Consider the following 12343-nt stretch of genomic DNA (forward strand, 5'->3'; position numbering starts at 1 on the left):
TTCTTCCCTATGCTGTGACGCTATCGAAACCAGGCGCAATCGCAAGGTTACCGACACCGTATAAAGTTTGATAATTTTTTAGCCATAAATGGAATTCGGGTGTTTTTAGCAGAGCCTCTTTAGAGCAATCAACATTCCAAAGCCGAAGCAAATACCCAGCGGTTGCAGCTCTAATCTCAACCTTTAGAACGCCACCCGTCATGCCATAATCCAGCTCTATCGCTTCGCTGTGCTCTATGCGTGGATGCGGCACTAACTCAAGCTCTACAAAGCGATTCCATTGCCGGTCTTGGGTTTCGAGCTCACTTTCTTTGATAACAGAAGGCGACAAAGTGGAATCTTCAAGCACAACCGCTGCTTTAATTCGGGTCAGCACAAAGTCACGGAACTCAGCATGCTTGCGGTCAAAACCACGAACATGCCAACGCAGGCCATTGTCCACCAGCGTATGCGGCACGATTTCACGGGTTGTTTCACCACTCGATAACGATACATAGGTGATACGCAAGGCTTTGCCTTTGTGTATGGCTTCGGTGACTTTCGCCACTATCGATAGATTCGGTTTGTTAAGGTGATAAGGCGCTTCACACGCCAGTGGTGGTTTTACCTTGCCAGTGAAGCCATCTCCGTAACCTTGGCTAATAGTTGCCAATGTTCTCACAACGTCATAGTCGAACAAGGGCTCAAATGCTTCACCGCGCTTATGCAACTTGAGCTTTTGGTCATACTCAATGTTGCCTGGCGCAAGCTCTCGGTACATGGTGAAGTCTTTCGTTGCTTGTGCAGCGGCTATGCTGAAGCGATCGACTAAATCCGCTCGCACCGCTTCGCCCTTAAACAATAAGGTGAAATCGATGTGGGCAATGCGATCCCTGGTTGCTTGTGGCAACTGCGCTATCTGCGAAAGCCTATCTGGCTTCGCCACTACCGTTTGTTTCAGACCATCATTTGTCATGCGTCTTGTTTATCCAATTCAACCAGTTTCTTAAAAATTCTGTTTATAAAGTAAGGACCGATATCGCGTAATCACATTGAAAAGCATCACTCAATGCTGCTCTTCATCCGCAATGACTTAACAATCTCTACTGGTTGAAGCTGGACAGATGGCCATAAAACACTGAATAGGCTTCAACCTAATTAATTTTATTAGGTATCATCCTATCACAAATTATTTTGTAGGGAAGACTAAGCGGCAACTTTTTGATCTGGATTGCATTTGCCGCTCAGATGTGGGCGTAAAGACATTGTTTTATGGCATTGCTGATAGTCATGATCAATGCGCTACCCGAACCAGTGACACCACGATGTTACTGCTTTGAGACTTTTCTTTTTCCGAGTCTGTGGACATCAGGGCTCGTTGCTCACTTTCCCGAATGCGCCTAGCAACTTCTGCCTGGGCTGGTAGCAATGGCAGCATCCCTTCAGCAATTGCGTCTGGGGCAGACTCTTGGCCACAGGACATCAAATGCTTCCATGGATCTTTAAGAAAGCGCTCGAACGTGATGCCAAATTCAATGATGCGGGCAGAGACGAAGATTTCGCCCCAGTATTCAATGTAGGTGTCTTGGTACATGGAAAGATTCCTCTTGTTGGTTAAACCATGAGTTCACTTTCCATTTTCCAGAGGTTTTCAAATATGCAAGGGGCTATGACAAAGCTTTAAATCGATTGCGGGCATCTTTGTAGTCATAGTGGGCATGTTCTGAGCCACGATGATACAAATCATCCAAGTAAGTTTGTTCCTGCGGCAACTCGTCTTCGCTGATTTCGCGCCACCAATGTTTGTTGGCACCTTTAACGCCGTCATGCCAACGGTAACCACGTTCTTTTAAATAGTCCTTTACGTCAAACGGCGCACCAAACGCACGAACTAACACAGTTCGCCTGTCTGCTTCAGACAACAAGTTTGCAACGGACTCGGGCAACAAATGAAACAACCAGGCCATCGCCAAACAATCGGTTGCAGCTCGGTGTCCTTCATAGAACCAACCTAAGCGAAGCAGCAGGTACTCAAGCTTTCGACTTTCAAAGCCCAGTGCTTTCCAATCTATGCCGCTAGCTGAACAGGCCCAAGATAGATGGCCTAATGCGGCAAACCGCTTTTCAAAGAAAGGACGATCAAACTGTGCATTGTGCGCAACCACCAGCGGATCATCGGATAACCAACTCGCAACCATTGCATCATCAATGTGCTGGCCTTGCACCATCTCATCGGTGATGCCGGTTAACTCGGTAATCAGCTCGGGGATTGGCTTGCCGGGATCTTCATACAAGCTGATCACATCAACAATCGACACAATCCGCTTAGCTGATGGGCTGTAAAGCACCTTAACCATACCAAGCTCAATAATGGACTCATCATCGGCAGACAGTCCGGTTGTCTCTGTATCGAGCAGCACCATTGGCTGTTCATCACCGACCATAGGAGAAAGTTCAAGTGGCCAGGACTGCGGCTCACGCGTTAATGGAATACGCTCCAGCAATCTAAAATCTTCTGGTCTTTCTGGGATATCCGCGAGGCGCTCTAGCGGAAATGGCGCAGGGGCTCTTGTCATTGATGGTTCCTCTTCAATTCTATTGTTCGCTTTGGGTTATTTCACTGTGCCACAGGTTGTACAAAATGCACCTTGGATACCTCAGCGTTTTTTTAATCTTTCTACTGGGTGAACCCATGTATGAAGGCTTTGACTAAGCCTTTCAGAAAGCCTTAGCTAAACCGTTTAGGTAACCCTTACCGATACCCTTTACGTATGGCTTAGCCAACCCCTTTTCAAACGGTTGCAAAAGGCTTGAACTGAGTTCGACTGAGCATTTTAATGATGCTCCTGACTTCGCTTTAAGCAAGTAAATTCAATACGAAGCAGAATTTTACTAACTGTTTTTAAACCCTTTGCAAAGGGTTCATCAAGCCTTGTCTGACGGTTACTTGACCCATGCGTTAACCAGTAGCAGTAACAGGATCAGTAACAGAAACAAGATCAGTAGGCAGAAGCAGTATTGTCCAAGCCTTGTAGGCTTTGACGAGGGCGAGCGATCCCCCACATCTAGTTTTTCAACACAAAAAATAAATCACCGACAACACAGCGTCTTACTCGAACAACTACAGTTTTACCTACAATTTTACTTGTAGAAATCAGCATAGCATTAGATACTGTATAAACAAACAGTATCAGTTGTAATTTTTCGAGGTTCGTCATGAGTGTCTCGCTGATAGGCCGTAGCGGCGCACTTGCCTTCATCAAAGCCAAGCGCCTTCGTATTCCATTGTTTATGGAACGTGTTTCTGCTGGTTTTCCCTCACCAGCGCAGGATTATGTTGAGCAAACGCTCGACCTCAACGAGCTGTGCATCAAGCGACCGGCTGCAACGTTCTTTGTACGTGTTGAAGGTGATTCAATGATTGATGCCGGGATTCACCCAGATGATATTCTGGTGGTTGATCGCTCTGTCCAAGCCGAACACGGTGACATTGTCATCGCGGGAATCCATGGAGAACTCACGGTAAAGGAGCTTCAACTCAGGCCTTGCGTCAAGCTGATCCCAAGAAACCCGGCGTATGAGCCCATTCATATTCCTGAAGGGACAGAGTTAGAGATATTTGGTGTGGTCACCAATGTGGTGCGAAACATGCGCCGCAAGTCGTGACTATCCCATGCCAGTATTTGCCTTGGTGGACTGCAACAACTTTTACGCCAGTTGTGAGAAGCTGTTTCGTCCTGATTTAAAAGATACGCCGGTTGTGGTGCTGTCCAATAATGACGGCTGCGTGGTTGCACGGTCGCGTGAAGCTAAGTTACTCGGTATTAAAATGGGCGTACCCGTCTTTCAAATCAAAGCTGAAATGCAGCGTCATGGTATTTTGGCATTCTCGTCCAATTACGCGCTGTACGCAGATTTGAGCAGTCGAGTGATGCGCACTTTGGAAGAGATGGCACCACGAGTAGAGGTTTACTCCATTGACGAAGCGTTTTTGGACTTAACCGGTATTGAGTCTGCCCTATCCCTTGTCGAGTTCGGACAACAAGTGCGAGAGCGGATAGGTCACTGGATTGGGATCACCGTCTGTGTAGGCATTGCACCGACAAAAACACTCGCCAAGCTGGCTAACCATGCCGCCAAGAAATATCCGGCCACTCAAGGGGTTGTAGATCTAACCAATCCAGATCGGCAACGTCGATTGCTCACATTAGTCCCGGTTGATGATGTTTGGGGCGTTGGTAAACGGCTTTCTAAGCGATTAAATGCGTTGGGTATTACCACAGCCTTAGACCTAGCCAATGCCTCCCCTAGAGCCATCAGAGACCAGTTCTCGGTGGTTTTAGAAAGAACCGTCAGAGAGCTCAATGGTGAGTCGTGCATTGAACTTGAAGATATCCCGCCAACTAAAAAACAAATCGTCTGTAGCCGTTCATTTGGCGCAAAAGTAACGCAATTTGAATTGTTACGTGAGGCCGTATGTGAATACGCAACCCGTGCCACTGAGAAGCTACGCAAAGAACAGCAGCAAGCCAAAGTGCTGACCGTGTTCATACGAACCAGCCCCTTTAAGGACAACGAGCCGCAATACAGCAACTCCGCATCGGGCGAGTTGTTGATACCCAGTTGTGATACGAGGGATTTTATCGAGCTGGCCCGTCACTTACTCAAGCGGATATGGAAGGATGGTTTTCGTTATGCCAAAGCGGGCGTCATGCTGTCTGACTTTTACGATCCAGGCATGTTTCAACCAGGACTATTCGATGACGTATCGACCCGCTCCAATAGCCAACAGTTAATGTCTGTATTGGACACCATTAACCAAAGTGGTGCCGGAAAGGTTTTCTTTGCTGGACAAGGACTCAAGAAAGATTGGTCGATGAAGCGAGAGCATTTGTCTCCCGCTTATACAACACGCTGGGACCAGTTACCGCGAGTGAAGTAGGCCCGGTGATTCAATAGGCATTCACTCTGCGACGTAGCATGTTGAGCTTATCAACCTGCCGTCGAATGTCACTGAAGAATTCTTCTTTCTCCATGGCCAGAGAAAGCTAACCATCTTAGAACCTATTTCTTATGCCGGGTCCAATGCAGTGTAGAACTGTGTATTGAATGAACAGGACGCCGACTTCAAGCGCAATACATTGACTATTCATAAAAGAAAAAATGATCAAAAACTCGATTTTACTACTGAAAAGGGTTCTGGACTGAGAGATCTCCATGATAGCTTTTGAACACGGATACCCAGAAAAAGCTGAAGTTCTACACAATGTGACGATTCAAGATTTGTCTCAAGCTTAAGCCCCTGTTGGCATAACGTACCACCTCTGTGTAACAGGGGATTGAATTAAGCTTTTTCACGTAACTACTGACGAAGCCCAGCTAAAATGCGTTCACAAAACCTAAACCAAAATTCAATTAAGTGCTATTATGTTCAAAATTCAGCACCTATGTTCACATAAAGGCCTAAAAATGAAGTATGCGAGAGAATTATCAAAAATTATTGAAGGTGGAGTGCTTGGAAAGATCAATCAGGTAAAAGCTTATACAGAATTTCTTGCAGACAAATTAGAAAGTGATGGAGAGCATAAGATTGCCAAACGATTAAGAACTTCCATGTCCGATAGTCTTCTGGCTTCTGGCTATAACTTAGCATCGGCACAGCCAGCAAGGCAGTTGAGAGCACCTGTTGATAAAGATAGCCATATGGCGTTAGCTGATATTACCTATCCAGGGTCTAATCATTCTGGTATGGCAGTTCTTGATGCAACAACTAAAGCTCAAGTTGATGAATTTATTTCCTTTGTTTTAAAAGCAGAAAAATTAGCTGATGCAGGCCTAAGTAGTGCCCCATCGCTATTGTTGTATGGTCCTCCTGGTTGCGGTAAAACACTACTTGCTCACAATGTAGCCGCACAACTTGAACTACCGTTGTTCACTGCTCGTTGCGATTCTTTGGTATCGTCGCTTCTTGGCTCAACATCTAAGAATATAAGATCACTTTTTGACTTTGCATCGCAGCAGCCATGCGTTTTGTTTTTAGATGAATTTGATGCTTTAGCTAAAGCAAGAGACGATCAACATGAGTTGGGAGAGTTAAAACGTGTGGTAGTCAGTCTGCTTCAAAACATCGATGCACTTCCTAAAGATACAATAATCATTGCCGCAACAAATCACGAACAATTGTTGGATCCTGCTGTTTGGAGACGCTTCGAGCTTCGAATTAAACTAAATGCTCCAGATTCTGTTACAAGAGAACAGATTTACCGTAATGAGTTAGCAGAGTTTTCTCCATCTAAGCTACAGAAAACAGTTGAGCATTCAGTTGGACTATCGGGAGCAATTATTGCTCAAATATGCGTTGCAGCAAAAAGAAAAGCGATTTTGAATGATGAAAATCAGACTACTGAGCAAGAGTTGTTGTATCGAATTGCAATGGTTCGATACTCAAATGTAATTGAGTCTGAAAAAGAAGCCACGGACAAATTAGTAGAGTTGAAAAATCTAAACTCAGAACTTTTTACAGTGCGACTGCTTTCAAAAATATTTGGAATGTCTACAGGAAAAATATCAAACTTGCTAAATAGGGATGAAAATGAGCAATAAAAATAACCCAATACAAGCTGTAAAAATTACGCAACGCGATTTCAGGGAAACGCCACCTCCCAAAAGCGGACCAAAGCCACTTCGCGAAGTTACCAAGGAGTTGGTTGATAAACTGCAATCGGATATAGATAAGTCTACTTTAGAACTAAAACAGCACTTTCAATCGCATCCCAACGTGCCCGCTGTTCTAAAAGTCAGGTTACTAGAGAATGCATTGGCTAAATCGCACAGACCAGACAATGTATTTAAAGATAATACTTGCCCTATCATTGGAAGCGCTGATTTTGGAATTTTGCTCGTTAGCGCTAATGAGGAGGGGTTAGGCCAACTCAGACAGAGAGTTCAATCTAGGGCAAAAACAGTTCAACCAGATATCGCAGCAATTGAAGAGATTAGCGTATTTTCAAGTGAAGATAGGCTTCAAGTTAGCAGTTTAGATGACGATGATTTTGGTGTTCAGAAATACAAAATTCATCTATTTGATCACTTAAAAGACAGCCAGAATGCTGTTGTTAAGAACTACTTTGATGAATCAACTGCAAACGAATCTCTCGATATCACTTTTAGAGAGTTTTCGCCGCATACCAGATTTCACACGGTAAAAGCCAAGAGCAAACTCTCTATTCAAAACTTGGCAAATAACGTTGCTGTGCGCTCTATCGAAGAAATGCCAACCTACACTCCTACTGACTATAAATTAGCGACAAGCCCAGTTGGTCCGATTGACAATTTATTGCTACCCGACCCAACAACAGGCGTTGATTATCCGGTGGTAGCTGTTGTTGACTCGGGTATTTGCCGGAAATCAATACAGATTAATAAGTGGGTCGTAGGTCGAAAGTCTTTTGTACCTGAAGACCTGCTTGATACATCTCATGGCACAATGGTAGGAGGGTTAATTGCCTCTCCAAGCTCTCTAAACTATCAAGGTAGCGGTTTCCCTAACACGCAAGCAAAACTAGTTGATATTACCGTATTTGATACATCAGGAAGCGCTTCCGAAGACGATCTGATGGATATGATCTCAGAAGCAGTTGAAGAATTTCCCGAAATCAAAATTTGGAATTTATCAATAGGTCGGTCAGAGCCAACTCCACTTAATGCGTTTTCGGACTTTGGATGCTTCCTTGATGACCTCAGTGAGAAGCATGGTATTCTGTTTGTTGTTGCTTCAGGAAATCATAATTCGTTTACTTCGAGCAAACCTGAAGAAGAAAAGCTCCGTGAAAGTCGAGTATCCTCACCAGGAGATTCATTAAGAGCATTAACTGTTGGATCAATGGCTCATAAGGAAAACCCTCTGTCCGCTTCTGAAACAGGCCAATGTTCACCATTTTCGAGAATCGGCCCAGGACCTGCATTTACTCCAAAACCAGAAGTGATCCATTATGGAGGAAACTGCACTCCAAGCGGAAGTTTTGCACAAATAGGAGTCTTATCATGTGGGCCAGACAACCAAATGTTCGAATCTGTTGGGACTAGTTTTGCTACCCCTATAGTTTCTTCTATAGCGGCAAATGCATGGAAATCAATAGACGGAACAATTGTCGCTACACCTGAGAAGGTAAAAGCACTAGTAATTCATTCAGCAGTACTTGGCTGCAATGGTTACGAGTATTCTACAGGGTTTGGAAAGCCTGGAGATATCGACGACTTACTCTATTGCACAGATGATCAAATCACACTGATGTTTGAAGTCGATGTTCGGCATGGATTAGTTGAGTTTGAGCGAAGTCCAATTCCATTGCCAACTTCAGTTCAAGAAGCTGGAATGTTTAAGGGAGAAGTAGCCATGACACTGGTTTATTCGCCTCCTTTTGATAGATCTTTTGGTTCAGAATACAGTCGTGTAAACATTAGCGTCTCAATGGGGGAAACAAAAGATGTTCTGGACGAAAAAACAGGGGAGCTAAAAACTATATTTAAGGGAAAAGTACCGCCTTTGCCTTCTGAGAAAAAAGACTTATATGAAATTAACCAGCTAAAGAACTCCTTTAAGTGGTCACCTACAAAAGCTCACAAGAAAAGATATCCTCAAGGTACTGGAGTTGCTGCATGGAAGCTCAAGATGGAATCGACCATCAGGGCAGAAGAACAAAATCCGGCGACGCCTCAAAAAACAGTTTTACTTGTTACAATAAAATCAATCAAAGAAGGAACAAATCTTTACAGTGATGCTGTGAGATTGCTAAAGACTAATGGCTGGATACTAAACCCAGTTGCAGTAAATGTACCAATTACTATCCAGCAACAGTTATGAGGCATAATAATTGTGGGTCGTAATCTTAATTAGTTCACAACTATTACGAAGATTACGATCTCAATATGCATTAACCCTTCGACGCAGCATGTTGAGCTTATCAACCTGGCGTCGAATATCACTGAACAATTCTTCTTTCTCCATGGCCAGCGCTAACTCCCATTCTTTGGCCAAACCTTGGCAGTCCAAAAATGAGTATCTCAACTTCGTCTTTGAGATACGCAGCCCCTTGCTAAATACCACGCGTTTGCCTCGTTGACCGTGAAAACTGTTGATGTACCACTCGATGCCAAAGCCATACTTAAAGTCTCTGATACGGACACCAAGCAGCCCCCAATCTCTAAAGGGCGCATTTTCGCGAACCTTGTAATGGGTAAACCAAAAGTCATCAACTTCAGCTCGTGCCAGCGCTTTTAGCCTGTCTGTTTCTTGCTGAAGTAAATCTGATACCTCTGCTTTCCATTGTTCATTGACGATTTCTACCAAACCAATTTCCCCATCCAATTAACCCCAAAAGCCAAAACCACTATCCGTTTGGCTTTTGGATCGAAACGCCAAACGTAAAACTGCCGTCACAATCACTGTTTGGCGTCTCGATATAAATCGACTCGCTCAATCCCATACCCGACAAGGGATACAGTCTGATTTCACATAAAAATGCCTGAAAAGACGTATCGTCATGAAGATACAAACCGTTTGGCGAGTTCAGGCCAGAATGCAAACGACGTTTGGCGTCTCGATTTTTTTGACTAGGTCATCCGCCGCCAAACAGAGCCTATTCTCATACTTTTGCGAAAATGCAATAGGCAGATAGATGAAAGGATTTGTCACCTTTCTGCCCACCGCCAGTGCACCGAATCCTGATAATGACATTTGAGTGAACCGCCAGAGCACTTGGAAATGCCCAAGCGTGGCCAGTGCGGTTGATTGAAAACCGTTAGAGCACTTTGAGTGCACAGGAGATAAGTATGTTTGTACTAGGCGTAGATATCGGTTACTCAAACCTGAAGCTGGCAATTGGCCAATCAGGCAGTGAACCGAAAACCATTATTCTGCCTGCGGGTGCCGGTCCTGCGGATCGTATGCCAGAGCGTATCGGTGGAGGCGATGATGAAACTTGTTTGTATGTGTCAGTCGATAATGAGCGCTGGGCCGCTGGTGTTCCTGCTGGACGCCTTCAAGGCTGGGAACGAGAGCTTCACCCGGAATATCCCACCACAAAAACCTATAAGGCACTTTTTCATGCCGCCTTGTTAATGGCTGAAACAGAATCCATCGATTTGGTTGTCACTGGATTACCGGTTTCCCAGTTTCATGAACCACAACGTAAATCTGACCTTGTGAAGCGCCTAAAAGGTGTCCATCAAGTGACGCCTAAACGCAGCATCACCGTTCATGACGTCAAAGTGCTGCCGCAGCCTGCCGGTGCCTATATGGATCTGGTTCAAACAGGTGGTGATTTGGGCTTGATTGAAGAAGGTCGCGTCGTCGTCATCGATCCCGGCTTTTTTTCTGTTGACTGGGTTGCCCTTGAGGCCGGAGAAATTCGCTACAGCTCATCAGGAACCAGTCTTCAGGCAATGTCCGTGCTACTGGAAACCATTGATAAGCTGATTTCAGAAGATCACGGTGCCAAAGTCGGAATGGATCGACTTGAAAAAGCCATGAGAACTGGCGACTTACAGGTCCTGCTATTTGGAGAAAAAGTCGATATTTCACCTTATCTGAATGCTGCCATGAAAAAGGTAGCGCCTGTTGCTCTTACAGCCATGCGCCAATCCATGCGTGACGAAAGCATCAATGCGGACTTGGTATTGATCGCCGGAGGTGGAGCCATGGCTTATAAGGAAGCGGCCAAGGAGATTTTTTCACGAAGCAAGATAATCGTGCCGGAACAGTCTGTTTTGGCGAACGTCCGAGGCTTCTGGTTTTATGGGGCCTGATTATGAGAGTTGTCGTCAACATTCCCCCAGGGAGCCACCCTGAACTGCTCAAAGAATTGGAAAAGACGCCACCACGGGAACGCGCTGAGCGTCTGCGGATGCTGGCCACCTTTGGGTTAATTCACATGAGCCAACCCAATCTATCCACGACATCTGCACCGGTGGATGGCCATGCACCAGATGGTGACGTTACTTCCATGAGTACAGCGCCAGAACCCAAAGCAGAATCACGTAAACAATCATTAAAATCCAAACTAGGGCTGGGCTTATAACATGGCGTTATCAGTTAGCTGGCTCGATGCCAGGTTAAATAAAGAAGCAAAAGAAACCGTAGTAAAAGCCGACCGAGATGGGCTAAGTGCTCGGGTATCGCCCAAGGGCAAAATTGTTTTTCAGTTTCGTTATCGTTTCGATGGCAAGCAACAGCGGGTAGACATTGGTACTTACCCACTTATGAAGCTTGCTGAAGCTAGGAATGAGCTGGATAGGTTAAGGGCGGTACTCGACCAGGGCAGAAACCCCAAGCTCTACCTACAGCAGGAACGGGCCAAGTATTCTGCCAATCAAAGCTTCGAATCGATTTTTCGAGACTGGATAGACTCTGCCGGTAAGCAAGGGCTAAAGGAGAAAACGTGGCACTACCAAAAACGCAGCAGTGAAATATATTTGCTGCCCCGACTTGGCAAGTACCCATTAACTGACATCAATGAATTGTCCTTGCGAAACTGTCTTCGTGAGGTTTCGGAGTCGTCCCCTTCAAACACAGAACGTCTGGTGTCTGTGCTGCACAAGTTTTATGACTGGCTGATTGATGAACAAATTTTGGAAATTAACGCTGCCGCTGGGATCACAGCAAAAAAGGTTGGCGGTAAGAAAGGCAAACGAACTCGGGTTCTAAATGACAACGAGATCAGGATACTTTGGCGCTATTTGCATGAGTCAAAAATCACTGAGAAGAATCGCATCTACATAAAACTGCTTCTCTTATTGGGAGGGCGCAAGGGCGAACTCATTCAAGCTGAAAAGCATCACTTTGACTTGCAATCTGCAATGTGGACAGTGCCCATAGAGATCCGCAAACAAGGTGAGAAAATTGGAGCGCCGATCATGCGGCCATTGATTAAGCCAGCTATTGAGCTGATTGAACTGGCGATGCAGATGAGCAAATCAACCTACTTGTTTCCCGCGAACGGACAAGAAGAGCTTGCCACAAATGGCTTTGATACCACTATTCCTAACAATGTGAAAATTTGGGCTCGCAGGTCGCTTAGTGTCGAGATGGAACATTGGTCTATGCATGATCTTCGCAGAACTATGCGAACGCGAATGTCGGCCATCACGACGCAAGAAGTTGCCGAGTTGATGATTGGCCACAGCAAAAAAGGGTTGGATGCTATCTACAACCAATATCAGTACCTGGATGAAATGCGTCATGCTTACGACGTTTGGTATCAACAGCTAGAGACCATCATCGAGCCGACAGGCTTTCCGTTCAACTGGCGTTTCGGACAATAAAATAAAAGAAAGAGGCTCAGTCCTCTTTCTTCTCATACTCCTC

The 12343-nt window shown here is 45.2% G+C and carries 11 protein-coding genes; 7 read left to right on the top strand and 4 right to left on the bottom strand.

What is annotated here, in order from left to right:
* Positions 1-7 precede the first annotated feature (7 nt).
* The 3 genes from K5Q99_RS00500 to K5Q99_RS00510 form a co-directional block, all read right to left on the bottom strand.
* Positions 8-955, bottom strand: a complete 948-nt coding sequence (locus tag K5Q99_RS00500; RefSeq protein WP_220775718.1) for a WYL domain-containing protein — start codon at positions 953-955, stop codon at positions 8-10.
* Positions 956-1273: 318 nt separating this feature from the next.
* Positions 1274-1573, bottom strand: coding sequence for a hypothetical protein (locus tag K5Q99_RS00505; protein WP_106651336.1), 300 nt, complete (start codon positions 1571-1573; stop codon positions 1274-1276).
* Between the two features lie 73 nt (positions 1574-1646).
* Positions 1647-2555, bottom strand: a complete 909-nt coding sequence (locus tag K5Q99_RS00510) for a 3'-5' exonuclease (RefSeq protein WP_220775719.1) — start codon at positions 2553-2555, stop codon at positions 1647-1649.
* A gap of 640 nt (positions 2556-3195) precedes the next feature.
* Here K5Q99_RS00510 and umuD point away from each other — a divergent pair.
* The 4 genes from umuD (at position 3196) to iteS (ending at position 8842) form a co-directional block, all read left to right on the top strand.
* Complete coding sequence (umuD, locus tag K5Q99_RS00515) at positions 3196-3645, top strand: translesion error-prone DNA polymerase V autoproteolytic subunit (protein WP_106651338.1); 450 nt, start codon at positions 3196-3198, stop codon at positions 3643-3645.
* A 7-nt stretch (positions 3646-3652) separates the two neighbouring features.
* On the top strand, positions 3653-4921 hold the full coding sequence (gene umuC / locus K5Q99_RS00520) for a translesion error-prone DNA polymerase V subunit UmuC (RefSeq protein WP_106651339.1): 1269 nt from the start codon (positions 3653-3655) through the stop codon (positions 4919-4921).
* 527 nt (positions 4922-5448) lie between these two features.
* Positions 5449-6582, top strand: a complete 1134-nt coding sequence (locus tag K5Q99_RS00525; RefSeq protein WP_023266703.1) for an AAA family ATPase — start codon at positions 5449-5451, stop codon at positions 6580-6582.
* Positions 6572-8842, top strand: coding sequence for a S8 family anti-phage peptidase IteS (gene iteS, locus K5Q99_RS00530; protein WP_157825789.1), 2271 nt, complete (start codon positions 6572-6574; stop codon positions 8840-8842). The genes K5Q99_RS00525 and iteS overlap by 11 nt, the downstream gene beginning before the upstream one ends.
* A gap of 60 nt (positions 8843-8902) precedes the next feature.
* Here iteS and mobI read toward each other — a convergent pair whose 3' ends face one another.
* Complete coding sequence (gene mobI, locus K5Q99_RS00535; protein ID WP_024008864.1) at positions 8903-9328, bottom strand: conjugative transfer protein MobI(A/C); 426 nt, start codon at positions 9326-9328, stop codon at positions 8903-8905.
* Between the two features lie 482 nt (positions 9329-9810).
* Here mobI and K5Q99_RS00540 point away from each other — a divergent pair, with 482 nt between their 5' ends.
* Genes K5Q99_RS00540 through K5Q99_RS00550 form a run of 3 tightly spaced genes read left to right on the top strand, consistent with a single transcriptional unit; the run spans position 9811 to position 12300 of the window.
* Positions 9811-10785 (top strand): ParM/StbA family protein, encoded by a 975-nt coding sequence (locus K5Q99_RS00540; RefSeq protein WP_000497805.1) that lies wholly within the window; start codon positions 9811-9813, stop codon positions 10783-10785.
* 2 nt (positions 10786-10787) lie between these two features.
* A complete protein-coding gene (locus K5Q99_RS00545; protein WP_001267005.1) occupies positions 10788-11057 on the top strand; it encodes a hypothetical protein in 270 nt (89 codons plus the stop codon).
* Between the two features lies 1 nt (position 11058).
* Positions 11059-12300 (top strand): tyrosine-type recombinase/integrase, encoded by a 1242-nt coding sequence (locus tag K5Q99_RS00550; RefSeq protein ID WP_024015921.1) that lies wholly within the window; start codon positions 11059-11061, stop codon positions 12298-12300.
* The last annotated feature ends 43 nt before the right edge of the window (positions 12301-12343 follow it).

It is taken from the genome of Shewanella hafniensis, assembly GCF_019655335.1.
GTDB lineage: Bacteria > Pseudomonadota > Gammaproteobacteria > Enterobacterales > Shewanellaceae > Shewanella > Shewanella hafniensis.